Origin of the sequence: Streptomyces sp. NPDC000983, assembly GCF_040299205.1 — a bacterium.
GTDB lineage: Bacteria > Actinomycetota > Actinomycetes > Streptomycetales > Streptomycetaceae > Streptomyces.
On record NZ_JBEPBM010000003.1, the window covers coordinates 148,270 to 174,055 of the forward strand.

At 71.1% G+C, this 25,786-nt stretch carries 26 protein-coding genes and 1 pseudogene; 13 read left to right on the forward strand and 14 right to left on the reverse strand.

Annotation, left to right across the window (positions count from 1 at the left end; all coding sequences use genetic code 11):
• The first annotated feature begins 185 nt into the window (after positions 1 to 185).
• Together ABT296_RS04690 and ABT296_RS04695 are read left to right on the forward strand one after the other, a co-directional pair.
• A complete protein-coding gene (locus tag ABT296_RS04690; RefSeq protein WP_351923182.1) occupies positions 186 to 3,932 on the forward strand; it encodes a multifunctional oxoglutarate decarboxylase/oxoglutarate dehydrogenase thiamine pyrophosphate-binding subunit/dihydrolipoyllysine-residue succinyltransferase subunit in 3,747 nt (1,248 codons plus the stop codon).
• A gap of 87 nt (positions 3,933 to 4,019) precedes the next feature.
• Entirely contained in the window at positions 4,020 to 4,202 is a 183-nt protein-coding gene (locus ABT296_RS04695; protein WP_019058231.1) for a DUF6104 family protein, read from the forward strand.
• Between the two features lie 246 nt (positions 4,203 to 4,448).
• On the opposite strand, the gene ABT296_RS04700 is transcribed toward ABT296_RS04695, so the two are convergent.
• On the reverse strand, positions 4,449 to 5,300 hold the full coding sequence (locus tag ABT296_RS04700) for a hypothetical protein (protein ID WP_351923184.1): 852 nt from the start codon (positions 5,298 to 5,300) through the stop codon (positions 4,449 to 4,451).
• A 147-nt stretch (positions 5,301 to 5,447) separates the two neighbouring features.
• Between ABT296_RS04700 and ABT296_RS04705 the strand changes: the two genes are divergently transcribed.
• Positions 5,448 to 6,404 carry a DUF4097 family beta strand repeat-containing protein gene (locus ABT296_RS04705; protein ID WP_351923186.1) on the forward strand — a complete coding sequence of 319 codons (957 nt, stop codon included), beginning with the start codon at positions 5,448 to 5,450 and terminating at the stop codon, positions 6,402 to 6,404.
• Position 6,405: 1 nt separating this feature from the next.
• On the forward strand, positions 6,406 to 7,446 hold the full coding sequence (locus ABT296_RS04710; protein WP_351923188.1) for a PadR family transcriptional regulator: 1,041 nt from the start codon (positions 6,406 to 6,408) through the stop codon (positions 7,444 to 7,446).
• A gap of 271 nt (positions 7,447 to 7,717) precedes the next feature.
• Here ABT296_RS04710 and ABT296_RS04715 read toward each other — a convergent pair whose 3' ends face one another.
• The 4 genes from ABT296_RS04715 to ABT296_RS04730 form a co-directional block, all read right to left on the reverse strand.
• A complete protein-coding gene (locus tag ABT296_RS04715) occupies positions 7,718 to 8,281 on the reverse strand; it encodes a Clp protease N-terminal domain-containing protein (RefSeq protein WP_351923190.1) in 564 nt (187 codons plus the stop codon).
• Positions 8,281 to 8,490, reverse strand: coding sequence for a helix-turn-helix domain-containing protein (locus ABT296_RS04720; RefSeq protein ID WP_014674937.1), 210 nt, complete (start codon positions 8,488 to 8,490; stop codon positions 8,281 to 8,283). Before ABT296_RS04720 ends, ABT296_RS04715 begins: the two co-directional genes overlap by 1 nt.
• 142 nt (positions 8,491 to 8,632) lie before the next feature.
• Positions 8,633 to 9,598, reverse strand: a complete 966-nt coding sequence (locus tag ABT296_RS04725) for a zinc-binding dehydrogenase (protein ID WP_351923192.1) — start codon at positions 9,596 to 9,598, stop codon at positions 8,633 to 8,635.
• Positions 9,599 to 9,917: 319 nt separating this feature from the next.
• On the reverse strand, positions 9,918 to 11,141 hold the full coding sequence (locus ABT296_RS04730) for an NAD(P)-dependent malic enzyme (protein WP_351923194.1): 1,224 nt from the start codon (positions 11,139 to 11,141) through the stop codon (positions 9,918 to 9,920).
• A gap of 650 nt (positions 11,142 to 11,791) precedes the next feature.
• Between ABT296_RS04730 and ABT296_RS04735 the strand changes: the two genes are divergently transcribed.
• From ABT296_RS04735 to ABT296_RS04745, 3 genes are read left to right on the forward strand one after another with little or no spacing between them, the layout of a single operon-like run.
• Positions 11,792 to 12,757 (forward strand): ABC transporter substrate-binding protein, encoded by a 966-nt coding sequence (locus tag ABT296_RS04735; RefSeq protein ID WP_351923196.1) that lies wholly within the window; start codon positions 11,792 to 11,794, stop codon positions 12,755 to 12,757.
• 36 nt (positions 12,758 to 12,793) lie between these two features.
• Positions 12,794 to 13,735 carry an amino acid ABC transporter permease gene (locus tag ABT296_RS04740; RefSeq protein WP_351923199.1) on the forward strand — a complete coding sequence of 314 codons (942 nt, stop codon included), beginning with the start codon at positions 12,794 to 12,796 and terminating at the stop codon, positions 13,733 to 13,735.
• A complete protein-coding gene (locus ABT296_RS04745) occupies positions 13,732 to 14,535 on the forward strand; it encodes an amino acid ABC transporter ATP-binding protein (RefSeq protein ID WP_351923201.1) in 804 nt (267 codons plus the stop codon). Before ABT296_RS04740 ends, ABT296_RS04745 begins: the two co-directional genes overlap by 4 nt.
• 83 nt (positions 14,536 to 14,618) lie before the next feature.
• Here the strand turns inward: ABT296_RS04745 and ABT296_RS04750 are convergent, their stop codons facing one another.
• Positions 14,619 to 15,377 (reverse strand): class I SAM-dependent methyltransferase, encoded by a 759-nt coding sequence (locus ABT296_RS04750; protein WP_351923203.1) that lies wholly within the window; start codon positions 15,375 to 15,377, stop codon positions 14,619 to 14,621.
• A gap of 100 nt (positions 15,378 to 15,477) precedes the next feature.
• On the opposite strand from ABT296_RS04750, the gene ABT296_RS04755 reads away from it, so the two are divergent.
• Positions 15,478 to 16,107: a CGNR zinc finger domain-containing protein gene (locus ABT296_RS04755; RefSeq protein WP_351923205.1), complete on the forward strand. Its 630-nt coding sequence runs from the start codon at positions 15,478 to 15,480 to the stop codon at positions 16,105 to 16,107.
• Here ABT296_RS04755 and sodX read toward each other — a convergent pair.
• Positions 16,011 to 16,445 (reverse strand): nickel-type superoxide dismutase maturation protease, encoded by a 435-nt coding sequence (gene sodX / locus ABT296_RS04760; RefSeq protein WP_351923565.1) that lies wholly within the window; start codon positions 16,443 to 16,445, stop codon positions 16,011 to 16,013. The two genes, ABT296_RS04755 and sodX, sit on opposite strands and share 97 nt — an antisense overlap.
• A gap of 145 nt (positions 16,446 to 16,590) precedes the next feature.
• On the opposite strand from sodX, the gene sodN reads away from it, so the two are divergent.
• From sodN to ABT296_RS04780, 4 genes are all read left to right on the forward strand, one after another.
• On the forward strand, positions 16,591 to 16,986 hold the full coding sequence (gene sodN / locus ABT296_RS04765; protein WP_005480378.1) for a superoxide dismutase, Ni: 396 nt from the start codon (positions 16,591 to 16,593) through the stop codon (positions 16,984 to 16,986).
• A 133-nt stretch (positions 16,987 to 17,119) separates the two neighbouring features.
• Positions 17,120 to 17,512 (forward strand): helix-turn-helix transcriptional regulator, encoded by a 393-nt coding sequence (locus tag ABT296_RS04770; protein WP_351923208.1) that lies wholly within the window; start codon positions 17,120 to 17,122, stop codon positions 17,510 to 17,512.
• Between the two features lie 17 nt (positions 17,513 to 17,529).
• The gene (locus tag ABT296_RS04775) at positions 17,530 to 17,949 is read left to right on the forward strand and encodes a VOC family protein (RefSeq protein ID WP_351923210.1); all 420 of its coding nucleotides are present in this window, start codon (positions 17,530 to 17,532) and stop codon (positions 17,947 to 17,949) included.
• Positions 17,950 to 17,963: 14 nt separating this feature from the next.
• The gene (locus ABT296_RS04780) at positions 17,964 to 18,707 is read left to right on the forward strand and encodes a VOC family protein (protein ID WP_351923212.1); all 744 of its coding nucleotides are present in this window, start codon (positions 17,964 to 17,966) and stop codon (positions 18,705 to 18,707) included.
• 9 nt (positions 18,708 to 18,716) lie between these two features.
• On the opposite strand, the gene ABT296_RS04785 is transcribed toward ABT296_RS04780, so the two are convergent.
• The 6 genes from ABT296_RS04785 to ABT296_RS04810 all read right to left on the reverse strand — a co-directional run bounded on the left by ABT296_RS04785 (position 18,717) and on the right by ABT296_RS04810 (position 23,024).
• Complete coding sequence (locus ABT296_RS04785; RefSeq protein ID WP_351923214.1) at positions 18,717 to 19,040, reverse strand: DUF952 domain-containing protein; 324 nt, start codon at positions 19,038 to 19,040, stop codon at positions 18,717 to 18,719.
• Between the two features lie 9 nt (positions 19,041 to 19,049).
• Complete coding sequence (locus tag ABT296_RS04790) at positions 19,050 to 19,175, reverse strand: hypothetical protein (protein ID WP_351923216.1); 126 nt, start codon at positions 19,173 to 19,175, stop codon at positions 19,050 to 19,052.
• A gap of 71 nt (positions 19,176 to 19,246) precedes the next feature.
• Positions 19,247 to 19,540 (reverse strand): hypothetical protein, encoded by a 294-nt coding sequence (locus ABT296_RS04795; RefSeq protein WP_351923218.1) that lies wholly within the window; start codon positions 19,538 to 19,540, stop codon positions 19,247 to 19,249.
• A 92-nt stretch (positions 19,541 to 19,632) separates the two neighbouring features.
• A complete protein-coding gene (locus tag ABT296_RS04800) occupies positions 19,633 to 20,244 on the reverse strand; it encodes a GNAT family N-acetyltransferase (protein ID WP_351923220.1) in 612 nt (203 codons plus the stop codon).
• 204 nt (positions 20,245 to 20,448) lie between these two features.
• On the reverse strand, positions 20,449 to 21,525 hold the full coding sequence (locus tag ABT296_RS04805; RefSeq protein WP_351923567.1) for a family 2 encapsulin nanocompartment cargo protein polyprenyl transferase: 1,077 nt from the start codon (positions 21,523 to 21,525) through the stop codon (positions 20,449 to 20,451).
• Between the two features lie 92 nt (positions 21,526 to 21,617).
• Positions 21,618 to 23,024 (reverse strand): family 2B encapsulin nanocompartment shell protein, encoded by a 1,407-nt coding sequence (locus ABT296_RS04810; RefSeq protein ID WP_351923222.1) that lies wholly within the window; start codon positions 23,022 to 23,024, stop codon positions 21,618 to 21,620.
• Positions 23,025 to 23,268: 244 nt separating this feature from the next.
• Here ABT296_RS04810 and ABT296_RS04815 point away from each other — a divergent pair.
• Positions 23,269 to 24,159 (forward strand): annotated as a pseudogene (locus tag ABT296_RS04815) (1-aminocyclopropane-1-carboxylate deaminase/D-cysteine desulfhydrase); the annotation flags it as partial.
• A gap of 21 nt (positions 24,160 to 24,180) precedes the next feature.
• Here the strand turns inward: ABT296_RS04815 and ABT296_RS04820 are convergent.
• Positions 24,181 to 25,776, reverse strand: coding sequence for a Na+/H+ antiporter (locus tag ABT296_RS04820; RefSeq protein ID WP_351923224.1), 1,596 nt, complete (start codon positions 25,774 to 25,776; stop codon positions 24,181 to 24,183).
• Between the last annotated feature and the right edge of the window lie 10 nt (positions 25,777 to 25,786).

Sequence of the window (25,786 nt, forward strand, 5' to 3'; positions counted from 1 at the left end):
GTGCTACCCGTATCCCGGAACACTGGAACCTCGCTTGTTTCCCGCCATTTCCAAGCCCGAAACACGGTTTCCGATGTGACTTACGCGACGATGAACGGGCCCGGACTGACCTTCCCGGCCATGGGGGCGTAGCCTTTATTCCCGCTGTCCATCACCTTGTGAAGCGGAAGAGGGCGGTTGCCGCCGTGTCGCCACAGTCCCCCAGTAACTCGAGCATCTCGACCGACACCGACCAAGCGGGCAAGAATCCCGCTGCCGCGTTCGGTCCCAATGAGTGGCTCGTCGACGAGATCTATCAGCAGTACCTCCAGGACCCGAACTCGGTAGACCGAGCCTGGTGGGACTTCTTCGCCGACTACAAGCCGGGAGCCCCGGCCGCCACGGCCCCGGCGGCGCCCGCCGCGCCCGCCCCGGCCGTGGTCCCCGCCCCGGCGCCCGCCGCCCCGCAGCCGGCACCCGCCGCGGCCCCGGCTCCGGCCGCACCGGCCTCGGCCGCTCCGGCTCCGGCCAAGCCCGCCGCGGCCAAGCCGGCCGCGAAGGCCGCGCCCGCCGCCCCCGCCGCGGGCGGCCCCGAGCTGCTGACGCTGCGCGGCCCCGCCGCCGCGGTCGCGAAGAACATGAACGCCTCGCTGGAGGTGCCCACGGCCACGTCCGTGCGCGCGGTCCCGGTGAAGCTGCTCTTCGACAACCGCATCGTCATCAACAACCACCTCAAGCGGGCCCGGGGCGGGAAGATCTCCTTCACGCACCTGATCGGCTACGCGATGGTGCAGGCCATCAAGGCCATGCCGTCGATGAACTACTCCTTCGCGGAGAAGGACGGCAAGCCGACCCTGGTCAAGCCGGAGCACGTCAACTTCGGCCTCGCCATCGACCTGGTCAAGCCCAACGGCGACCGCCAGCTCGTGGTCGCGGGCATCAAGAAGGCCGAGACCCTGAACTTCTTCGAGTTCTGGCAGGCCTACGAGGACATCGTCCGCCGCGCCCGCGACGGCAAGCTGGGCATGGACGACTTCACCGGTGTGACGGTCTCCCTGACCAACCCCGGCGGCCTCGGCACCGTCCACTCGGTCCCGCGTCTGATGCCCGGCCAGTCGGTCATCATGGGCGTCGGCTCCATGGACTACCCCGCGGAGTTCCAGGGCACCTCCCAGGACACCCTGAACAAGCTCGGCATCTCGAAGGTCATGACGCTCACGTCGACCTACGACCACCGGGTCATCCAGGGCGCCGCCTCCGGCGAGTTCCTGCGCATCGTCGCCAACCTGCTGCTCGGCGAGAGCGGCTTCTACGACGACATCTTCGAGGCCCTGCGCATCCCCTACGAGCCGGTCCGCTGGCTCAAGGACATCGACGCGTCGCACGACGACGACGTCACCAAGGCCGCGCGCGTCTTCGAGCTGATCCACTCCTACCGGGTCCGCGGCCACGTCATGGCCGACACCGACCCGCTGGAGTACCGCCAGCGCAAGCACCCCGACCTGGACATCACCGAGCACGGCCTCACCCTGTGGGACCTGGAGCGGGAGTTCGCGGTCGGCGGCTTCGCCGGCAAGTCCCTGATGAAGCTGCGCGACATCCTCGGCGTGCTGCGCGACTCGTACTGCCGCACCACCGGCGTCGAGTTCATGCACATCCAGGACCCCAAGCAGCGCAAGTGGATCCAGGACCGCATCGAGCGTCCGCACACCAAGCCGGAGCGCGAGGAGCAGCTGCGCATCCTGCGCCGGCTGAACGCGGCGGAAGCCTTCGAGACCTTCCTGCAGACCAAGTACGTCGGCCAGAAGCGGTTCTCGCTGGAGGGCGGCGAGTCCGTCATCCCGCTGCTCGACGCGGTCATCGACTCCGCCGCCGAGTCGCGCCTGGACGAGGTCGTCATCGGCATGGCCCACCGCGGCCGGCTGAACGTGCTGGCGAACATCGTCGGCAAGTCGTACGCGCAGATCTTCCGCGAGTTCGAGGGCAACCTCGACCCGAAGTCGATGCACGGCTCCGGCGACGTGAAGTACCACCTGGGCGCCGAGGGCACCTTCACCGGCCTGGACGGCGAGCAGATCACGGTCTCGCTGGCCGCCAACCCCTCCCACCTGGAGGCGGTGGACCCGGTCCTGGAGGGCATCGCGCGTGCCAAGCAGGACATCATCAACAAGGGCGGCACGGACTTCACCGTCCTGCCGGTGGCGATCCACGGCGACGCGGCCTTCGCGGGCCAGGGCGTGGTGGCCGAGACCCTGAACATGTCGCAGCTGCGCGGCTACCGCACCGGCGGCACGGTCCACATCGTCATCAACAACCAGGTCGGCTTCACCGCGGCCCCCGAGTCCTCGCGTTCCTCGATGTACGCGACGGACGTGGCCCGCATGATCGAGGCCCCGATCTTCCACGTGAACGGCGACGACCCGGAGGCCGTGGTCCGCGTCGCGCGGCTCGCCTTCGAGTTCCGCCAGGCGTTCAACAAGGACGTGGTGATCGACCTCATCTGCTACCGCCGCCGCGGTCACAACGAGTCGGACAACCCGGCCTTCACCCAGCCGCTGATGTACGACCTGATCGACAAGAAGCGCTCGGTGCGCAAGCTCTACACCGAGTCCCTCATCGGTCGCGGCGACATCACCCTGGAAGAGGCCGAGCAGGCGCTCCAGGACTACCAGGGCCAGCTGGAGAAGGTCTTCACGGAGGTCCGCGAGGCCACCGCGCAGCCGGCCTCCGTGGAGCCCTCGGACCCGCAGGCCGAGTTCCCGGTCGCGGTGAACACCGCGGTCTCCGCGGAGGTCGTCAAGCGGATCGCCGAGTCCCAGGTCAACATCCCGGACAGCATCACCGTCCACCCGCGTCTGCTGCCGCAGCTCCAGCGCCGGGCGTCGATGGTCGAGGACGGCACGATCGACTGGGGCATGGGCGAGACCCTGGCCATCGGTTCGCTGCTCCTGGAGGGCGTCCCGGTCCGGCTCGCCGGCCAGGACTCCCAGCGCGGTACCTTCGGCCAGCGGCACGCGGTGATCATCGACCGTGAGACGGGCGACGAGTTCACCCCGCTGATGTACCTCTCCGAGGAGCAGGCGCGGCTGAACGTCTACAACTCCCTGCTCTCCGAGTACGCGGCGATGGGCTTCGAGTACGGCTACTCGCTGGCCCGCCCCGAGTCGCTGGTGATGTGGGAGGCGCAGTTCGGCGACTTCGTCAACGGCGCCCAGACGGTCGTGGACGAGTTCATCTCGTCGGCGGAGCAGAAGTGGGGCCAGACGTCCGGCGTCACCCTGCTCCTCCCGCACGGCTACGAGGGCCAGGGCCCGGACCACTCCTCGGCCCGCCCGGAGCGGTTCCTCCAGCTCTGCGCCCAGAACAACATGACGGTCGCGATGCCGACGTCGCCGTCGAACTACTTCCACCTCCTGCGCTGGCAGGTGCACAACCCGCACCACAAGCCGCTGGTCGTCTTCACCCCGAAGTCGATGCTGCGCCTGAAGGCCGCGGCGGCGAAGGCGGAGGAGTTCACCACGGGCCAGTTCCGCCCGGTCATCGGCGACGCCTCGGTCGACCCGGCGGCCGTGCGGAAGGTCGTCTTCTGCGCGGGCAAGGTCTACTACGACCTGGAGGCCGAGCGTCAGAAGCGCGGTGTCACGGACACGGCGATCATCCGCATCGAGCGCCTGTACCCGCTGCCGGGTGCCGAGCTCCAGGCCGAGATCGCCAAGTACCCGAACGCCGAGAAGTACCTGTGGGCCCAGGAGGAGCCGGCGAACCAGGGCGCGTGGCCGTTCATCGCCCTGAACCTCATCGACCACCTGGACCTGGCGGTCGGCGCGGACGTCCCGCACGGCGAGCGCCTGCGCCGCATCTCGCGGCCGCACGGGTCGTCCCCGGCGGTCGGTTCCGCGAAGCGGCACCAGGCCGAGCAGGAGCAGCTGGTGCGTGAGGTGTTCGAGGCGTAACCGCCCTCGCAAGCCGTACGCGGCCGGGCCGCACCCCTCTCGTGGGGGGTGCGGCCCGGCCGTTTTCGCGCACTTATCCTTGACGGCATGTACTTCACGGACCGTGGCATCGAAGAGCTGGAGAAGCGGCGCGGCGAGGAGGAGGTCACCTTCGAGTGGCTCGCGGAGCAGCTGCGCACCTTCGTCGACCTGAACCCGGACTTCGAGGTTCCGGTGGAGCGGCTGGCGACGTGGCTGGCCCGGCTGGACGACGACGAGGACGACGAGTAGCGGTCCGGCGGCGAGCCGGGGTCAGCGGTCCTTGTGAGGGCGCCTCCGCGGAGGCGCCCTTCGGTGTTTCCGGCGGGGGCCTGGTGGGCCGGGGCAGCAGGCGCGCGGTCGGACGGGTCGGGGCTCGCGGGCGGGCCACTCGCGGGGGCCGGGCGTGCGGGCGGGCCACTCGCGGGGGCCGGGCGTGCGGGCGGGCTTCTCGCGGGGGCGGGCCTTTCGCGGGGGCGTGCCGCTCCTGCGGGAGAGTCAGTCGCGCGGGCGGGTCACGTCGTACGCCAGTCCGAGCGCGCCGTGGGCGAGCAGCAGCGCGCCCGCCGTGAGCCAGCCGCCGCTGCGGTGGCGCAGGCCCCAGAGCGCGAGCGGGAGCCCCGCCGCCACCTGGGTCAGGGCGAGGGCGCGGGCCTTGGGCGTGCCCGCCCAGGGGAGCCAGGGGCCGAGCCGGCTCACGTCGACGGCGTCCAGTTCCGCGCGGACCGTCTCGCGCCAGCCGCCCGGCCACTCGACGGGGCGGACGCCGGGTTCGGCCCGCGCCGACTCACGGAGGCGGCCGGCGGACTCGCCGGGGACGAGGCCCGCGGGCAGGGCGACGCCCGCGCGCGTGAGGACGGCCAGCAGACCGCCGAGCCGGGCCCGGGCGTCGGTGCCGGGTTCCGGCCGGGTGAGCGCCTCCAGCGACTCCATGTCCCGTACGGGGTCCAGGCCCAGCCGGGTGGCGAAGGTGTGCATGGCCTCGTCCTCGCCGGCCGGGGTGCCGTTGCCGAGCCAGATGTATCCGACGGGACGGCGGAAGCCGGACGCGAGGGTGAAGCCGGCGCGGTCCTCGTCCCACCACAGGGCGAGCACGGGCCAGGGCGCGCCCACCGCCAGGGCGCCGGCCCAGCCGGTGAGCACGCGGTCGACCGGTTCGCCGTCCTCGGTCCAGGGCTCGCCCTCGGGGACGAGCAGGCTCCACTCCTCGCCCGCAGGCGTGAGCAGCATGGGCCGGCGCAGGAGATGGGCGACCGGGGCGACCGGGTCCGGATCCGCCCGGCACAGCAGGAAGGCTCCGGTGGCGAGACCTCCGGAGGGTGGACCGGTGCGGGGGGATGCCGACGACATGGTCACACGCTAGGTCGATGTGCGGCGGTTGGTCATGTTCGACGGTCCGGATGCTCCCCGAAAGGGTGTCTTGACTTTCACCGGGCGCGATATATCGTGAATGAGAGAAGACGCGATATGGCGTGTTGCTACGGGGAGGTCGTCACCATGTCCGAGTGGTCCGTCGCGGAGCCGACGAAGCTCACCTTCGACGATCCGGTGCGAGTGCTGCACGTCCGGATCGTCAACGGAACGGTGAACGTGGTGGGCACCGAGGAGGGTTCCGCCCGCCTGGAGGTCTCGGAGATCGAGGGCCCGCCCCTGGTGGTGAGCCAGGAGGACGGCACCCTCACCGTCGCCTACGACGACCTGCCCTGGAAGGGCTTCCTGAAGTGGCTGGACCGCAAGGGCTGGCGGCGCAGCGCCGTGGTCTCCCTGGCGGTCCCGGCGGACACCCGTGTGGAGGTCGGTGTGGTCGGCGCGGGCGCCGTGGTCTCCGGGCTGAGCGGGACCTCGGTGGTGAAGGGCGTCACCGGGGACACCACGCTGGTCGGGGTCTCGGGGGCGGTGCGCGCCGACACGGTCTCCGGGAATCTGGAGGCGCAGGCGGTCACCGGCGATCTGCGCTTCAACTCCGTCTCCGGGGACCTCACGGTGGTGGAGGGGTCGGGGCCCTCGGTGCGCGCGGACTCGGTGAGCGGCTCGATGATCGTCGACCTCGATCCGGACGGGCCGACGGACGTCAGACTGACCAGCGTCTCCGGCGAGATCGCCATCCGGCTCCCCCAGCCGGCGGACGCCGACGTCGAGGCCAACACCGCCAGCGGCACCATCTCCAACGCCTTCGACGGGCTCCGCGTGCACGGCCAGTGGGGCGCCCACAAGGTCACCGGCCGGCTGGGCGCGGGCAACGGCAAACTGCGGGCCACCACGGTCTCCGGCTCCATCGCCCTGCTGCGGCGGCCACCCCGGGAGGAGGAACCCTGGGACGCGGAGGCCTGGGAGGACGCCCCGGCGGAGAGCGGACCGGCCGAGCCGGGGGAGAATTCCGACTCCGGCCGGGACAACCAGCCCCCCACCGCAGCCGACCCGGCCGACGGCACGACCGACAAGAAGGTGCTCTGACATGCCTCCCGTCTTCGCCCACGGCCGCCTGCGCCTGTATCTGCTGAAGCTGCTGGACGAGGCCCCGCGCCACGGCTACGAGGTGATCCGCCTGCTGGAGGAGCGCTTCCAGGGCCTGTACGCGCCGTCGGCGGGCACCGTCTACCCCCGCCTGGCGAAGCTGGAGAGCGAGGGCCTGGTCACCCACACCACCGAGGGCGGCCGCAAGGTGTACGCCATCACCGACGCGGGGCGGGCCGAGCTGGCCGACCGCAGTGGTGAACTGGCCGATCTGGAACTGGAGATCCGGGAGTCGGTCGCGGAGCTCGCCGCCGAGATCCAGGCCGATGTGCGGGGCGCGGCCGGGGATCTGCGGCGTGAGATGCGGGCGGCGGCCTCCGAGGCCCGCCGGGGCGAGGGCGCCAAGGGCGACTCCCCCTTCGGCGACTTCTCGGACTTCGCCGACAAGGAGGCGTGGCGCGCGGCCAAGGAGGAGATGCGGCGCGCCAAGCAGGAGTGGAAGGAGCAGGCGCGGCGGGCCAAGGACGAGAGCCGGCGCGCCCGCGAGGAGGCCCAGCGCGCCCGGCGCCAGGCCAAGGAGGCCCAGGACCGGGCCCGCGACCAGGCCCAGGAGGAGATGCAGCGCATCGCCAAGCGGGTCCAGGACCATGTGCAGGACCACTTCACGCGGGGCGACTGGCCGACCGGGGTGCGCGAGGGCCTGTCGGAACTGGCCAAGGAGTTCGGCGAGTTCGGCAAGGAGTACGGCAAGGACTTCGGCTTCGGCCGCCCCACCGCCACCCGGGCGGACCGCTCCGGCAGCCCGGACGTCTCCGGCACCCCGGAGGACTTCCCCGCCGACTACGAACCGTCCTGGTCCCACGAGCCCTCCACCGGGGACCCCACCCGCGACCTGGACCGCCTCCTGGACCGCTTCCGCGACGACATCCGAGACGCGGCCCGCGACCACGGCATCACCCAGGCCCAACTCCAGGAAGCCCGCCACCACCTCTCCACAACAGCAGCCCGCATAGCAGCACTCCTACACACCCCCACCCCCTGACCCACCCCCTCGCGCCCCCCAACGAAGGGGGCGCGAGGGCCCTCCTCAAACCCCCACCCACCACCCCCTCAGCAGCGCGAGGAACCCCGCGCCCAGCCGCAACGCCCCCACACCCAACAACCCACCAACACACCCACACACCCAGGGGCGCGGGGAACTGCGCGACCAGCCACGACGCCGCCGCACCTGACCAGCCAGCCCCCGGCCATCACTCCCTAAAGGGGCGCGGGGAACTGCGCGACGAGCCACAACGGCCCCGCACCCAACACCGTCACCCCGCCTTCGCCTCCCCCACCCCATACAGCACCCGCGTCACCCCCGCGTTGGTCACACCATGACCCGCCAGAACCTCCCCCGACACCCCCGGCCGAGCAGTCAGCGCCAGCAAAATGTGCTCGTCACCGATATGCCGATCCCGACGCGCGACAGCAATCCGCAACGACCGCTCCAGCACATCGCGAGCCTCCTTGCCGAAGAACCGCCGCCCGAACCACCGCCCCCCACCCGTGCGCTCACCGGACATCGCACCGACGCCGTGCACCTCCTCCACCCGAGCGACGATCTCGGCGACATCGATACCGAGCCCCGCGAGAGCGTCGGCCTCCGCCTGGGAGAGCCCAGCCCGACGCCGCGCCTCCGCAAGCCCCTCCCGTACCTCGTCCCCCCGCTCCGCAAGTCCCAGCGCGGCAAGCGCGAAGGAGGCCCGGCTCCCCTCCCTGTCCAGCAGCGCGAGCAACATGTGCTCGGCATCCACCGTCCCGGCCCCCGACCGTTCCGCATGCTCGATCGCGCCCGTCACCACAGCCCGGGCATCCTTCGTGAACCGCTCGAACATCAATGCCTCCCGTACTTCTTGTGCACGGCCTGCCTGCTGACCCCGAGTTCCGCGGCGATCTCCTGCCACGACCACCCCTGATTGCGCGCACTGCGCACCTGAACCGCCTCCAGTTGCTCCAGCAGCCGGCGCAACGCGGCCACGGCACGAAGGCCGACCCTCGGATCACGGTCACCCGCCCGCTCGGCGAGATCGGTTGCCTCACTCATACCGTCAACCTAGATTGACAACCGAAGGCATGTCAACCCCGGTTGACATGCCGGACGCGAAAGAACGCGAAGAACGCGAAAAACACGAAGAAGGCGGGCCCGGAACCACCCGGACCCGCCTGACAAGAACCAGCTATGACGCTCAGGAGTTGGCGAGCACGATCTTGCCGAACTGGTCACCCGAGGCAATCCGTTCGAAGCCCTCACGCGCACGGTCCATCGGCAGCACCTCGTCGATGACGGGGCGCACACCGGTGGCGGCACAGAAGGAGAGGAGGTCCTCCAACTCGTCCTTGGTGCCCATCGTGGAGCCGACGACCTTCAGCTCCAGGAAGAAGATCCGGGTCAGCTCGGCGTGCGAGGGCCGGTCACCGCTGGTGGCGCCGGAGATGACGACCGTGCCGCCGGGCCGGAGGGACTTGACCGAGTGCGACCAGGTGGCGGCGCCGACGGTCTCGATGACGGCGTCCACCCGCTGCGGCAGCCGCGCCCCGGGCTCCACGGCCTCCACGGCGCCGAGTTCCAGCGCCCGCTTGCGCTTGGCCTCGTCGCGGCTGGTGGCGAAGACACGCAGCCCCGCGGCCTTCCCGAGCACGATGGCGGCCGTGGCGACACCGCCGCCGGCGCCCTGCACCAGGACGGAGTCACCGGGACGTACCCCGGCGTTGGTGAAGAGCATCCGGTACGCCGTCAGCCAGGCCGTGGGCAGACAGGCCGCCTCGGCGAAGGACAGCTCCTTGGGCTTGGGCAGGATGTTCCAGGACGGCACGGCGACCTGCTCGGCGAAGGTCCCCTGGTAGTGCTCGGTGAGGATCGAGCGGGGCTCCCGCGGGCCCACGCCATGGCCGCTCTGGCCGATGACGGAGTGCAGGACGACCTCGTTGCCGTCCTCGTCGACGCCGGCGGCGTCGCAGCCGAGGATCATCGGCAGCTTGTCCTCCGCGAGGCCCACGCCACGCAGGGACCACAGGTCGTGGTGGTTGAGGGAGGCGGCCTTGACGTTGACGACGCTCCAGCCGGGGCGGGCCTGGGGGGCGGGTCGCTCCCCCAACTCAAGGCCGGTGAGCGGCTGGTCGCGGTCGATTCGGGCGGCGTAGACGGCGAACATGACCTTGACGATAGGCCCGCGCCCACGACTGCGGAACCAGCCGCGACTGTGAGACACACCCTCTTGTGCTCGACCGGAACAGGGCCCGCAACCACCCGCCCAGCCCCTGCTCCACCGGAACAGGGGCCGCAACCACCCACCCGGTCCAACCCCCGGGTAAAAACTCACCGCGGCCCGGCACCCGGACTGCTCCGTCTCCCCAACACCCCGCCGGGAAGACGAACCGACCCCGGCCGGAAGTCCGGCCGGGGTCGGTTCGATCGCTACGCGTCGCGGAGTCACCGGGTGACCGAGGTGCCCCGCTGAAGCACCGCAGGTCCTAGCGTCGGGCGACACCCTCCGCACGGGCCGCCGCGGCGACGGCCGCCGTGACGGCCGGGGCCACCCGCTCGTCGAACGGGGACGGGATGACGTAGTCCGCGGCGAGGTCGTCGCCGACCACCGACGCCAGCGCCTCGGCCGCCGCGATCTTCATGCCCTCGGTGATCCGGGAGGCCCGGACCTGGAGGGCGCCCGCGAAGATGCCGGGGAACGCGAGGACGTTGTTGATCTGGTTCGGGAAGTCCGACCGGCCGGTCGCCACGACGGCCGCGTACTTGTGCGCGACCTCGGGGTGGACCTCGGGGTTCGGGTTGGCCATGGCGAAGACGAAGGCGCCCTGAGCCATGGAGGCCACCGCGGACTCCGCGACGGTGCCGCCGGAGACGCCGATGAAGACGTCGGCGCCGGCCAGCGCGTCCTCCAGGGAGCCCGTGAGCCCCGCCTTGTTGGTGAACCCGGCGACCTCGCGCTTCACATCGGTCAGATCCGCACGGTCCGCCGAGATGATGCCCTTGCGGTCGGCGAGCGCCACATCGCCGATGCCGGCCTCGACCAGCATCTTCGCGATGGCGACACCGGCCGCCCCGGCGCCCGAGATGACCGCCCGGAGCTGCCCGATCTCCCGCCGGCTCAGCCGCGCGGCGTTCCGCAGCGCGGCCAGCGTCACGACGGCCGTGCCGTGCTGGTCGTCGTGGAAGATCGGGATGTCCAGCCGCTCCTGGAGCCGGCGCTCGATCTCGAAGCACCGCGGTGCCGAGATGTCCTCCAGGTTCACGCCGCCGAAGGAGGGCGCGAGACGGACCACGGTCTCGACGATCTCGTCGACCCCGGTGCAGTCCAGCGCGATCGGCACCGCGTCCACGCCGCCGAACTGCTTGAACAGAATCGCCTTGCCCTCCATCACCGGGAGGGATGCCTCGGGACCGATGTCCCCGAGGCCCAGCACGGCCGTACCGTCCGTGACGACGGCGACGACCGACGACTTCCAGGTGTAGTCATGGACGAGCTCGGGCTGCTCGGCGATGGCGCTGCACACCTTCGCCACGCCGGGCGTGTACGCGAGGGACAGGTCGTCCTTGTCGCGGACCGGCACGGTGGCTTGCACTGCCATCTTGCCGCCGCGGTGCAGCGCGAACGCGGGATCGAAGGAATCGAGGGGCTCCGCCCCTCCGTCCTGACCCGTATCGCTGTCGCTGCGAGGATTGACGATCTCCGCTGCCACTTTGTCTGACCCCTTAAGTATTCATGGTTTGAGGGTGACCACTCCCAGGTGAGGGGTGGGCGGGCACCGCGCACGGCCCGGCTACCGATACGTACGGTCAGCCGCGGGCGTATACGCGACGGGCGCGCCGCACACGCGCCCTGAGCCCCGGATGAGGGGTGTAAAGCACCTTCTTACCGGACGGACGGCGTCGAGGACGAGTCCAAATGGTGCAAGCTCACATGCCGGAGCGAAGAACGATCATCGATCACCGCATAGCGGTGACATGAATCATGCGACGTCATCAGGACAAATGACCGACTACGCTTGACGTGCACTCGGCTTGTACTCAAGTGCGGAGCGGGCAGCACGCCCCGATCGTCCGCAGCGTCCGATGCACCGAAGATCTTCCTGCCGGAAGGGGAGATTCCCGTAGAAGGTCCGGCCGCGATGTACCGACCTGCTCTGGTTCGCGGTTCACCTGTTATCCGATTTTGACATGGCGGGCCCCCTGGATAGCTCCGTCCGAATGGCAAGATGCCGTAATCACACGAGGTCGCGACACTCGAAGACGTGTGCTCTCGTCGACCCAAGACCCAGGGCACCTGCCGAACCCATCGGCAGGGGCCGGCCCCATCGGCAACTCCACCCATCCGCCGGAGGAACCCACCATGACCGCACGCACCACCCGTCGTACGACCGCCACGCGCTCCCGCCTGGCCGCGGTCGGCTCGATCGCGGTCGCAGGCGCCCTGATTCTCACCGGCTGCGGCGACCAGACCAAGGACAGCGGCAGCGACAGCGACAGCGGGACCAAGAGCTCGGCGCCGCTCGCCGACAAGCTGCCCGCGGCCATCGCCGACAAGGGCGTCATCAAGGTCGGCTCGGACATCGCCTACGCGCCCGTGGAGTTCAAGGACGACTCCGGCAAGACGGTCGGTATCGACCCCGACATCGCCGCGGCGATGGGCGAGCAGCTCGGCGTGAAGTTCGAGTTCCAGAACGCCACCTTCGACACGCTGATCGGTGGTCTGGCCTCCAACCGGTACGACATCGCCATGTCGGCGATGACGGACACGAAGGACCGCCAGGAGGGCATCGACGGCGACACCGGCAAGAAGGTCGGCGAGGGCGTCGACTTCGTCGACTACTTCACCGCCGGTGTCTCGCTGTACACCAACAAGGGCGACAGCCAGGGCATCAAGACCTGGGACGACCTGTGCGGCAAGACGATGGCCGTGCAGCGCAACACCTTCTCCCACGACCTCGCCAAGGACCAGGCGAAGAAGTGCAAGGAGGACGGCAAGCAGGAACTCAAGATCGAGGACTTCGCGACCAACCCGGAGGCCGAGACCCGGATGCGCTCCAAGGGCGCCGACGTGGTCTCCGCCGACTTCCCGGTCGCCGCGTACTCGGTCAAGACCTCGGGCGGCGGCGACTACTTCGAGATCGTCGGTGACCAGGTCGAGGCGGGCCCCTACGGCATCGCCGTGTCCAAGGACGACGCCGAGCTGCGCGACGCGCTCCAGGCCGCCGTCCAGGCCATCATCGACAACGGCGAGTACGAGAAGATCATCTCCAAGTGGGGCGTCGAGGACGGCGCGATCACCGAGGCCAAGATCAACGGCGGCTCCTGACCCCGTCTCGCACCACCGTTCTGAAAGGCTCCACCCGTGACTGTTGACGTCAATAAGACGGACGGTCCCGCGGACCCCACGCCGTCCGCCGGCCCGGAGGCCATCAAGGCCATCCCGGTCCGGCACCCGGGACGTTATGTGTCCGCGGCCCTGGCGATCGTCATCCTCGGCTCGATCGTCTACGCCTTCGCGCAAGGCAACATCAACTGGGACGCGATCCCCGAGTACTTCTTCGACGACCGCATCATGCACGGCGTCTGGAACACGCTGCTGCTCACCGTTCTCTCCATGGTGATCGGCATCGCGGGCGGCATCCTGCTCGCCGTCATGCGCCTGTCGACGAACCCGGTGACCTCGTCGATCGCATGGTTCTACATCTGGTTCTTCCGGGGCACCCCGGTCCTGGTCCAGCTCTTCGTCTGGTTCAACCTCGGCCTGGTCTTCGAGTACATCAACCTCGGCCCGGTCTACAAGGACTACTGGTCGTCCTTCATGACGCCGTTGCTGACGGCGCTGCTCGGACTCGGCCTCAACGAGGCCGCGTACATGGCGGAGATCTGCCGTGCCGGTCTGCTCTCGGTCGACGAGGGCCAGACCGAGGCGTCCCACGCCCTCGGCATGAGCCACACCAAGACGCTGCGCCGGATCGTCATCCCGCAGGCGATGCGCGTGATCGTCCCGCCGACGGGCAACGAAGTCATCAACATGCTGAAGACGACCTCGCTCGTCTCGGCGGTGCAGTTCGCCGACCTGTTCAAGGAGGCGCAGGACATCGGCCAGAACGCGGGCTCCACGGTGGAGATGTACTTCCTCGCCGCCGCCTGGTACCTGATCATGACCTCGATCCTCAGCGTCGGCCAGTACTACATCGAGCGGCACTACGCGCGCGGTTCCTCGCGCACCCTGCCCCCGACGCCGCTCCAGCGTTTCAAGGCAGCCGTGCTGCCCTACCGCCGCCCGAAGGGAGTCACGGCATGACCGACGTGACGAAGCAGCCCTCTGCGGACGCGGTGTCCACCCAGGCCATGGTGAAGGCCGAGGGCGTGCACAAGTCGTTCGGCCACGTCGATGTCCTCAAGGGCATCGACCTGGAGGTCAGGACCGGCGAGGTGTTCTGCCTCATCGGGCCCTCCGGTTCGGGCAAGTCCACCTTCCTGCGGTGCATCAACCACCTGGAGAAGATCAACGCCGGTCGGCTGTACGTCGACGGTTCGCTGGTCGGGTACCGCCAGAAGGGTGACAAGCTCTACGAGCTGAAGGACAGCGAGGTCGCGCGCCAGCGCCGGGACATCGGCATGGTGTTCCAGCGGTTCAACCTGTTCCCGCACATGACGGCCGTCGAGAACGTCATGGAAGCGCCCATCCAGGTCAAGGGCGCGAAGAAGGCGCAGGCCAGGGAGCGGGCGCGGGATCTGCTGGAGAAGGTCGGCCTCGGCGACAAGGCCGGCAACTACCCCTCGCAGCTCTCCGGCGGTCAGCAGCAGCGTGTGGCCATCGCCCGTGCGCTGGCGATGGACCCCAAGCTGATGCTGTTCGACGAGCCGACCTCGGCCCTGGACCCGGAGCTGGTCGGTGACGTCCTCGACGTCATGCGCGACCTCGCCGAGTCCGGTATGACGATGGTCGTCGTGACCCACGAGATGGGCTTCGCCCGCGAGGTGGGCGACAACCTGGTCTTCATGGACGGCGGTGTGGTCGTCGAGTCCGGCAACCCGCGCGACGTCCTGACGGACCCGCAGCACGAGCGGACGAAGGCGTTCCTGTCGAAGGTCCTCTGACACGGGTGAAGGTCCTCTGACGCAGATGCGCCGAGGGGCGGTACGGGATTCCCGTACCGCCCCTCGGCCGTTCGCGGCGGCCGCTACTTCAGGGCCAGCAGCAGCGTGTCCGAGGGCGAGCACCACACCGGGCGGGCCTCGGCGAAGCCCTTCTCGCGCAGGACGCGCGCGTGCCAGGCGGGGGACGGCATGTCGCCGTCGGCGTGCTCGCCGTAGATCTCGAAGCGGCGGGCGGTGGGCCCGGCGAGGACGGGGTCCTCACCGGCCAGCCGCCACCAGTCGGCCCAGTCCAGGGCGCCGTCCCGCTTGGCCTCGTCCATGCGCGTGTGCCGCAGGGTCCGCTCGGCCGCGTTGATCCGGGGCGTGGTGTCGTCGATCATGTGGTCGGCGTTCATGAAGACACCGCCGTCCCGGACCAGCCCTGCGACCCGGCCGTACAGGTCCGCGAGGGGTTCGCTGTGCAGCCAGTGCAGTGCGGTGGCGGTCAGCACGGCGTCGTACGAGTCGTGCGGCAGCTTCGCCGTCCAGTCGGGGTCCTTGAGGTCGGCGGTGACGAAGGCGGTCCGTCCGTCGCCGGCGAAGGTGCCCTCGGCGATGGCGAGCAGCGCCGGGTCGAGGTCGACCCCGGTGCTGGTGGCGCCGGGCAGCCGGGCGAGCAGCCGGGCCGTGATGGAGCCGGTGCCGCAGGCCAGGTCGAGCACCCGGGGCTCCGGTCCGACGAGCGCCTCGACCATGTCCAGCATGATCCGGAAGCGTTCCTCCCGGTCCGGCATGTACCACTCCTGCTGCCGGTCCCAGCTCTCCTGCCAGGCCGGCCAGTCGGTTCCGGTACCGATCGTCATGGAAGCCCTCTCCTCGGACGCATGCGTAATACCCTGGAAGCACGACCAGCTGTTACCCCGACCGCACCACGACCATAGAACGCCTCCGTAAGGACTACAAGTGGAACTGGCCTATTACTCGGACTACGCGGTGCGTCTCGTCAACAGCGAGGACCCCGCCCGGGGCAAGGACACGCTGACGTCGGTGGAGGCCGTCCGCGACCTGTTCGGCGCGAACCAGTCGGCGGCCCGCCGCGCCACGGAGTCGGACGTCACCCGCTTCCGCTCGGTGCGGGCCCGGCTGCGCGCGGTCTTCGAGGCGGCGGACGACGGCGACGAGACCCTCGCGGTGGACCTGCTGAACTCCCTGCTGCTGGAGTTCCCGGTCAGCCCGCAGATCTCCGGGCACGACTTCCGCGACGACGACGGCCGCCCGCTGTGGCACATGCACCTCGCCGACCACCCCTCGAACGCGACCACGGGGTACGCGGCGATCGCGGCGATGGGCCTCGCCTTCCACCTGACCGAGTACGGCGTGGACCGGCTGGGCCTGTGCGAGGCGGCGCCGTGCCGCAACGCCTACCTCGACACCTCGACCAACCGCTCCCGGCGCTACTGCTCCGACCGCTGCGCCACCCGCGCGAACGTGGCCGCCTACCGGGCCCGCAAACGCCTGGAGGCGACCCGCCCCGAGAGCACCGGCCGGACCGCGGACAGCGCCCAGAGCGCCACCGCCCACGGCGAACGCTGACCGTCCCGGCGCGGCCGGAACCGGGCCCGCACCCGGCCCAGCACCAGCTCCGCCGGGACCGTCCCGTAGTCCGTGCTGTCCCCGCCCGCGTACGTGTTGTCCCCGAGCACCCACCAGCCGCCCTCGCGGCGCTCGGCGGCCCGCTTGACGACCAGCAGGTCCTGCTGGAACGGATGGCGCAGGACCACCACGTCACCGGGCCGGATCCGGGCCCCGTAGTGCACCAGCAGCCGGTCCCCGTGGACCAGCGTGGGCACCATCGACGGCCCGGTCACCTCGGCCGGCCCGAAGGGCAGCAACGGCCGCCCGCGTTCGGTCTCCTGCGACAGTTCCGGCATCACCGGCACCTCCCCGGTCCTTTCCTCCACCAGTCTCAGTCTGACCCCGGACTTTTGTCCTAAGCCCGTGGGGGCCCCCGCGAAAAGCCGTCCCCCAGGGAGTAATGTCCCACCTGAGAAGACGATCACGAGGAAGGAATGCTCCATGCTTTCCCGCCTGTTTGCCCCCAAGGTGAAGGTCAGCGCCCACTGCGACCTGCCCTGCGGCGTGTACGACCCGGCCCAGGCCCGCATCGAGGCGGAGTCGGTCAAGGCCGTGCAGGACAAGATGGCCGCCAATGACGACCCGCACTTCCAGGCCCGTGCGACCGTCATCAAGGAGCAGCGCGCCGAGCTCGCCAAGCACCACGTGTCGGTCCTGTGGAGCGACTACTTCAAGCCCCCGCACTTCGAGAAGTACCCGGAGCTGCACCAGCTGGTCAACGACGCCCTGAAGGCGCTGTCGGCCGCGAAGGCGTCCACCGACCCGGCCACGGGCCAGAAGGCGCTGGACTACATCGCCCAGATCGACAAGATCTTCTGGGAGACCAAGAAGGCCTGATCCAGGACCTTTTCGGATCGCTCCGAGACCGGCGGTCGGTGCACCATCGCGGGTCGACGGGCATCCTCGCAGGGGCCCTGCCGCATGAGGCGGCAGGGCCCCTGCGTCCGTTCACCCGTGCGATGCTGGCGGGGTGAACACCGAGGATCTGGTCCGGCTGCGGCGGGCCCGCGACCGCATGGACCGCGAGTACACCGAGCCCCTCGACGTCACGGCGCTCGCCCGGACCGCGCTGATGTCCCCGGGCCACTTCCAGCGCAGCTTCCGCGCCGCCTACGGCGAGACCCCCTACGGCTATCTCATGACCCGCCGCATCGAGCGGGCCAAGGCGCTGCTGCGCCGCGGCGACCTCAGCGTGACGGAGGTCTGCATGGCGGTCGGCTGCACCTCCCTCGGCTCCTTCAGCGCGCGCTTCACCGAGCTGGTCGGCGAGACCCCGAGCGCCTACCGGGCCCGCTCGCACGAGGACACCGACGCCGTCCCGGCCTGCGTGGCCCGCCGCTTCACCCGGCCCCGGCGGAGGTAGCGGCCTAACCTGCCGTCATGGACATCAAGCTGAAGCAGTGCTTCCTCGCCGTCGACGACCACGACAAGGCCATCGCCTTCTACCGCGACGTCCTGGGCCTGGAGGTCCGCGGCGACGTCGGCTACGAGGGGATGCGCTGGGTGACCGTGGGCTCGCCGCTCCAGCCGGACGTGGAGATCGTGCTGGAGCCGCCGGCCGCGGACCCGGACACCTCCCCCGCCGACAAGGAGGTGATGGCGCAACTGCTCGCCAAGGGCGTGCTGCGCGGGGTCAACTTCACCACCTCCGACTGCGACGAGCTGTTCGAGCGGGTGCGGGAGTACGGCGCCGATGTGATCCAGGAGCCGACGGACCAGGCGTACGGGGTGCGCGACTGCGCGTTCCGGGACCCGGCCGGGAACATGCTGCGCTTCATGGAGCCGTCGAAGCGGGGCTGATTAGGATCGCGTCCATGACCATCCGCTGGACCTACGTCTTCGTCGACCGGCCCGCCGCGCGCTTCGGGCCGGCCTGCGACTTCTGGACCGCCGCGACCGGGACCGGGCTCTCCGAAACCCGGGGCGACCAGGGCGAGTTCGTGACGCTGCTGCCGGAGTCCGGCGACCCCTGCGTCAAGGTCCAGGGGGTCGCGGAGGGGGCGGGCGGCGCCCATCCGGACTTCGCGGTCGAGGACGTCACGGGCTTCGTGAAGGACGCGCTGCGGGCCGGGGCGGACCCGGTCGCCGAGCACGACGGCTGGGCCGTACTGCGTTCTCCGGCCGGGCAGTTGTTCTGCGCGGTGCCCTGGCGGGGAGAGGCCCGGCGGCCGCCCGTGGTGCGCGGCACCCGCCTCGACCAGATCTGCCTCGACGTCCCTCCCTCGCGCTACGACGCCGAAGTCGCCTTCTGGACGGCCCTGTTGCCCGAGTGGGAGGCGCTGCCGGGTTCGCTCCCGGAGTTCCACGTGGTCAGGCCGCCGGCCGGGCTGCCGGTGCGCGTACTGCTCCAGCGGCTCGGCGAGGAGCGTCCCGTCTCCGCCCACCTCGACCTGGCCTGCGCGGACCTCGACGCGAGCCTGGCCGAGCACGAGCGGCTCGGCGCCACCCTCGTGCACCGCGGGGCGCACTGGCGGGTCCTGCGCGACCCGGCCGGCGGCCTGTACTGCCTGACGGGCCGCGACCCCGTCACGGGCGGACTGCCGACCCCAGGCTCCTAGGGTGGCCGCCTAGGGTGCCGCCCACGGCTCCACCGCGACGACCGCGTCCAGCGGGATCGGCCCGTACACATGCGGGAACTCCTCGCCGCCGGGCTCCGCGGCCTCGTGGCGGACCGGTACGTCGAGGCGGGCGGGGTCCACGACCAGGACCACGAGGTCGTCCAGGTCCGCGTAGAAGGCGGCGGCCGTGCGCGGGAGCTGGGCCCGTGTCGAGCAGTGGACGAACCCCTCCTGGCGGAGGGTCCGGCCGCGGGTCGACATCTCGTACGTGCCCTTGGCCCGGGCGTCTTCCCACAGGGCGCGTTCGGTGAGGTGCAGGATCGGCTCGCTCATGGGTGCACGTTACGGCGTCAGCCGCGCCGCGCGCCCCCGCAGATACCGCTGCTCGGGCAGGCTCATGGTGAGCGCGGCCGCCGACTCGTAGGCGGCCCGCGCCCCGTTCGCGCCGCCCGTCGGGGCGGCTCTCACCGGGGACGTCGGAGCCGGTCCCGGGTTCTCGACACGGCGGGGCCGCGGTTCCCGGAGGAGTTTCCGCGCGCTCAGGTGCCGCTCGCGGCGGGTTCCTCCGGCTCCTCCGGGCGGTCCGGCTGCGGCGGGGCCTCGTGGGCCCCTCCGATCTCGCTGAGCCGCTGGTGGTGGTGAAGGTGCTTGTGGGTCTTGTGCCGCTCCTGGGGGACTTCGTCGGTGCCCTGCACGACGAACGCCTCGCAGGTGGCGTTGCGGCAGGGACCGGCCACCCAGCGCGGTACCCACGCGCCCAGCGTCTTATGACGCCGGACGACCGTTTCGACGGACTGTCCGCAGGCGGGACAGGCGTGTCCTTCGCTGTCCATGAACTCAGGGTAGGCCGGTCGGCGCTTCCGTGCGTAGGGGCGGACCAGCGCTCCGTCACCGGACGCGGGCGCGCCCTCGCCGTGGGCCCTGTCTAGGACCGGCCCCGGCCGTCGCCGCGGGGTTCGCGCCACATCGGGAACATCTGCGGGCCCTCCGGCAGGTCGAGGGGGCTGCCGAGGAGCTCGAAACCGAGCCGCTCGTACAGGGCGCGGCTGCGGGCGCTGCTGGCCTCCAGGTAGGCGGGGACACCCTGGCCGTCGCAGCGGTCGAGCACGGTGCCGATGAGGGCGGTGCCGACGCCCTCCCCCTGCCGGCCGGGTGAGACGCCGATCATCCAGAGGTATTCGTGGGCCCGGTCGGCGGGGTGGATCCGGGCGGTGAGCCGGCCGATCAGCTCCACCCGCTCGTTCGCCGGGTCGACCGCCTCCCGCACCTGGGCGGGCCCGTCGTCGTCGGCGTCGTGCTCTCCGGCGGGCGTGGGCATCCACAGCGCGCAGCCCGAGCCGTCCTCCGCGAGGTCGATCCGCCCGGCGGCGAGGACGATGTCGGTGAAGGCGGCCATCAGCCGGTGGTGGGTGGCCCGCCGGTACTCGGCGCCGGGGAAGACCCAGCCGCTGACCGGGTCGTCCTGGAACGCCTCGTCCAGCAACCGCACCACCGTCTCGCGGTCCGCCTCGGTCGCCGTCCGGATCGCCACGCCCATGTCCCCGCCCCTTCGCCTCAACCGGCCTTGATCGTAGGGGGGTTGACGGCACCGCGGTGGGGGCCGCGGAAGATTGACGGGATTGCGCACCGCGCCGGGGGGTGAGGCACGGGCCCCGCACACCGTGGGGATGTGCGGGACCCATGAGGCCGGATCCGGTGGCCGTGCGGGGTCAGGAGCCGCACGGCCACCGGTCCGGGGTCTTCAGGTGCTGCGCCGGGTGACGAACTCGGCGAGCGCCAGCAGGCCGCCCGCCGACTCCGGTTCGGGCACCACCCGGGCCAGCTCCTGCATCGCGCGGGCCATCCGGTCGGCGGCCTGGACCTGCGCCCAGTCACGGCCGCCCGCCTGTTCCACGGCCAGCGCGGTGCGCGCGGTCTCCTCCTCCGCCGCCAGACCGCTCCGGCCGTACGGCACCTCGTACAGCCGGGCCAGCTCGGCCGCCGCCGGGGTGCCGGAGGTGAGGGCGGCGACGACCGGCAGCGACTTCTTGCGGGCGGCGAGGTCCGCGCCGGCCGGCTTTCCGGTGCGCATCGGATCTCCCCATATGCCGATGACGTCGTCGATGAGCTGGAAGGCGAGCCCGGCCTCGCGGCCGAAGGCGTCCATCGCCGCCACCTCCTCCGCCGTCGCGCCGGCGTACAGCGCGCCGAGGGCGCAGGCGCAGCCCAGCAGGGCTCCGGTCTTGGCCTCGGCCATGGCGAGCGCCTCGTCGAGGCGGACCTCGGCGCAGGCCCGTTGCTCCATGGCCGTGTCCGCGTGCTGGCCCTCGCACAGTTCGATGACACAGGAGGCGAGCAGGGCGGCGGCCGCGGGGGCCGCCGGATGCGGGTCCTGGGCGAGCAGACGCAGGGCGAGTGCCTGGAGTGCGTCCCCGGCGAGGATCGCGTCGGCGTCGCCGAACACGGTCCAGGCGGTGGGCCGGTGGCGGCGGGTGGTGTCCCGGTCCATCACGTCGTCGTGCAACAGCGTGAAGTTGTGGACCAGTTCGACCGCGGCGGCGGCCCGTCCCGCCGCCCGGCGGGCCGCGGGACCGCCGAGCGCCTCGGCCGCGGTGAGGACGAGCGCCGGCCGGATCGCCTTGCCGGCGTTGCCCGCCGCGGGTGTGCCGTCCGCGTGCTGCCATCCGAAGTGGTAGAGCGCGACACGGCGCATGGTGCCCGGCAACGAGTCGACGGCTGACCGCAGTTCGGGGTCGACGAAGCCTCGCGCGCGCTCCAGGATCGCCGTGGCCTCCTGGCCATCGACCGGCCCGGCTCCGGCGTGCGTCTGGGTCCCGATGGGCTTCCGCCTTTCACGCGTCTGGGTCGGTCGCCGTACCCCGAGGGTGTACCCGCCCCGGAGGGCGGGAACACCGGTTGCCCCGGGCTGGGTCACCGCCAGCGCCCGATCTCGACGTTCTCCAGCACGCCGAGCGCGTCCGGGACGAGGACCGCGGCCGAGTAGTAGGCGGTCACCAGGTAGTTGATGACGGCCTGTTCGTTGATGCCCATGAACCGCACCGACAGGCTCGGCTCGATCTCGTCGGGGATGCCCGCCTGCTGGAGCCCGATGACGCCCTGTTCGGACTCGCCGGTGCGCATGGCGATGATCGAGGTGGTGCGGGCCTCGGTGACCGGGATCTTGTTGCACGGGAAGACCGGCACCCCGCGCCAGGTGGGGATGCGGTTGCCCGCCATCTCGACGGTCTCGGTGACCAGTCCGCGCTTGTTGAGCTCACGGCCGAACGCGGCGATGGCGCGCGGGTGGGCGAGGAAGAACTTGGTGCCGCGGCGGCGGCTGAGCAGTTCGTCCATGTCGTCGGGGCCGGGCACGCCGTCGTGCGGCTGGATCCGCTGGTCGTACTCGCAGTTGGTGAGCAGCCCGAACTCGCGGTTGTTGATGAGCTCGTGCTCCTGGCGCTCCTTGAGCGCCTCGACCGTCAGCCGCAGCTGCTGCTCGGTCTGGTTCATCGGCTGGTTGTAGAGGTCGGCGACGCGCGAGTGGATGCGCAGCACGGTCTGGGCGATGCTCAGTTCGTACTCGCGGGGGCTGGCGTCGTAGTCGACGAAGGTGTGCGGGATGTCCGGCTCGCCGCTGTGGCCGGCCGCGAGGTCGATCTCCTTCTCGCCGTACTTGTTGCCGCGCTGGGCCGGGATCGAGCGCTGTTCCTCCAGGTGTGCGCGCAGGGACTCGGCGCGCTCCGCGACCTGTTCGACGTCGTCGCGGGAGAGGACGAGGAGGGTGCACGCGGTGACCGTGCGGACCGTGTACTCCCAGATGGCGTCCGGCGCCAGCAGCGACTGCTCGCCGAGGTGGGCGCCGTCGGCGAGCACGCCGAGGGACTCGTCGTCGCCGTACGGGCCGGTGCCGACCTTCTCCACGCGGCCGTGCGCCAGCAGGTACACCTCGTCCGCGGGGCTGCCGAACGAGGCGAGCACCTCGCCGGCGGCGAGTTCCCGCTGCTGGCAGCGCCGGGCCAGTTCGGTGAGCACGTCCTGGTCGTCGTAGGTGCGCAGTGCCGGCAGTTCGCCCAGCTCGGCAGGGATGACCTCGACGCGGTCCCCGGTCTTCACGAAGGTGATACGGCCGTCCCCCACGGCGTAACTGAGGCGGCGGTTGACCCGGTAGGTACCGCCCTGCACGTTCACCCACGGCAGCATGCGCAGCAGCCAGCGCGAGCTGATCTCCTGCATCTGGGGTGCGGACTTGGTCGTGGTGGCCAGGTTCCGCGCGGCGGCAGTGCCGAGACTCTGCTGCGGCCTGCTCTCGTCAGTGCGGATCTCTTCGCCTACCGACATAAGGAATTGCCCTCCCGGTCATGCACCGACGCCGTTCGGCGCCGGGCATCGAATCGCAGGACCAAGCCTTCCTCACGGAGCGTGCCGGTGCTATTACACGAAAGAGCGGGAATGGATCACGGTGGACTGGGCAGATGCGCCGCGTTTGTCCACCGTGCCGGTTCCGCCCGGGGTCGTGGTCCCGGCTCCCCTCCGGGGTCCGGACCGCTCGCACGCTTGTCCCGCGCCGGGCGACAATGGTGCGGTGACCAGCCTCGACGCCCTCCGGCCCCGGCTCCCCTCGCCGCTCCAGGAACTCGTCGACGACCGGTTCGCACGCCGTGGCGTCCGGCTGCTCCTGAAGCGGGACGACCTGATCCACCCGGAACTCATCGGCAACAAGTGGCGCAAGCTCGCCCCGAACCTCACCGCCGCGGCCGGTCGGCCCGTGCTCACCTTCGGCGGCGCCTACTCCAACCATCTGCGGGCCACGGCCGCCGCCGGGCGGCTCCTCGGCCTCCCCACGACAGGCGTGGTCCGGGGCCAGGAACTCGCCGACCGCCCGCTCAACGACTCCCTGGCCCGGTGTGCGGCGGACGGCATGCGCCTGCACTTCGTCGACCGGGCGACGTACCGCCGCAAGGCCGAACCGGACGTCCTGGCCGCGGTGCTGCGCGCGGCGGACGCCGAGGGAGCCCACGTCGTCCCGGAGGGCGGCAGCAACGCCCTCGCCGTGCGCGGCTGCCGGGACCTCGGCGCGGAACTCCGCGGCCACGCCGACCTCGTCGCCCTCGCCTGCGGCACCGGCGGCACCCTCGCGGGCCTCGCCGCCGGACTCGCCCCCGGCCAGCGCGCCCTGGGCGTCCCGGTCCTCAAGGGCGGTTTCCTCGCCGGCGACATACAGGACCTGCAACACGAGGCCTTCGGCGGCCGTCGGGGCACCTGGACCCTCGACGACCGCTTCCACTGCGGCGGCTACGCCCGCAGCACGCCCGAACTCGACGCCTTCGCCGACGACTTCGAGCAGCGCCACGGCGTCCCCGTGGAACGGGTGTACGTCGCCAAACTGCTGTTCTGCCTGCTCACCCTGGCCGGGGAGGGCGCCTTCCCGCAGGGCACGACGGTCGCGGCCGTGGTGACCGGCCGCCCGTTCCCCCAGGCCCCTTCGCCTGACCCCTCACTCCGCCTCGCGGAACGCCGCGGCCTCCTCCAGGTCCAGGCGGCGGAGCAGGGTGCGGAGCATCTCGTCGTCGATGTAGCGGCCGTCGCGGAGTCTGACGAACACCTCGCGTTCGGCGCCGATCATCTCGCGGGACAGGCGCCGGTAGGTGTCGTCGACGGTCTCGCCGGTGACCGGGTTGACCTGGCCGAGGCGCTCCCAGACGGCGTTGCGCCGGCGTTCCAGGACCGTGCGCAGGCGGTCGGCGAGCGGTTGGGGCAGGGTGTTGCGCTCGTCGGTGAGGAGTTCGTCCAGCCGCCGTTCGGCGGCCCGTGACGCCTGCGCCTGGGCGTTGGCCTCGGCGAGGGTCTCGGCCTGCACGTCACGGCCCGGCAGCTTCAGCAGGCGGATCAGCGGCGGCAGGGTGACGCCCTGCACGACGAGGGTGCCGATCACCGTGGTGAAGGTCAGGAACAGGATCAGGTTGCGCTCGGGGAACTCCTCGCCGCCGTGCACGGTGAGCGGGATGGAGAAGGCGATGGCCAGCGAGACCACGCCCCGCATCCCGGCCCAGGCGATGATGAACGGGCCCTTCCAGGTCGGGTTCTCCTCCCGTTCCCGGATCCGCGCCGACAGCATCCACGGCAGGAAGGTGGCCGGATACACCCACACGAACCGCGAGACGACGACCACCAGGAAGATGGCCAGCGCGTACCAGGCGGCCTCGCCCCCCTCGTACGCGCCGAGGCCCTTGAGGACGACCGGCAGCTGGAGCCCGATGAGGGCGAAGACCGCCGACTCCAGGACGAAGGCGACCATCTTCCACACGGCCTCCTCCTGGAGCCGGGTGGCGAAGTCGACCTCCCACGCGCGGTGTCCCAGCCAGAGCGCGACGACGACCACCGCGAGGACACCGGAGGCGTGCACCTGTTCGGCGACCGCGTAGGCGACGAACGGGATCAGCAGCGACAGCGTGTTCTGGAACAGCGTCTCCTTCACATGGGTGCGCAGCCAGTGGATCGGCACCATCAGCACCAGGCCGATACCGATGCCGCCGAACGCCGCGAGCAGGAACTCGCCGATCCCGCCGGCCCAGGTGGCGCCCTCGCCGACGGCCGCCGCGAGGGCGACCCGGTAGGCGGTGATCGCGGTCGCGTCGTTCACCAGGGACTCGCCCTGGAGGATCGTGGTGATCCGGGACGGCAGCCCCACCCGGCGGGCGACGGCGGTGGCCGCGACCGCGTCGGGCGGCGCCACCACCGCGCCCAGCACCAGCGCCGCGGTCAACGGCAGCCCGGGGATCAGCAGATAGGCGGCCCAGCCCACCGCGAAGGTCGCGAACAGCACGTATCCGACCGACAGCAGTGCCACGGGCCGCAGTTGGGCCCTCAGATCCAGATAGGAGCTGTCGGTGGCCGCGGTGTGCAGCAGCGGCGGAAGGATCAACGGCAGCACGACGTGCGGGTCGAGCGTGTACTCGGGCACCCCGGGCACGTACGACACCGCCAGACCCGCGGCGACCAGCAGCAGCGGTGCCGGGACCGGCGTCCACCGGGCCCCCGCGGCGATCGCGGCGCTGCCCGCCACCAACAACAGCAGCGGCATCACGTCCATGGACCTCGCC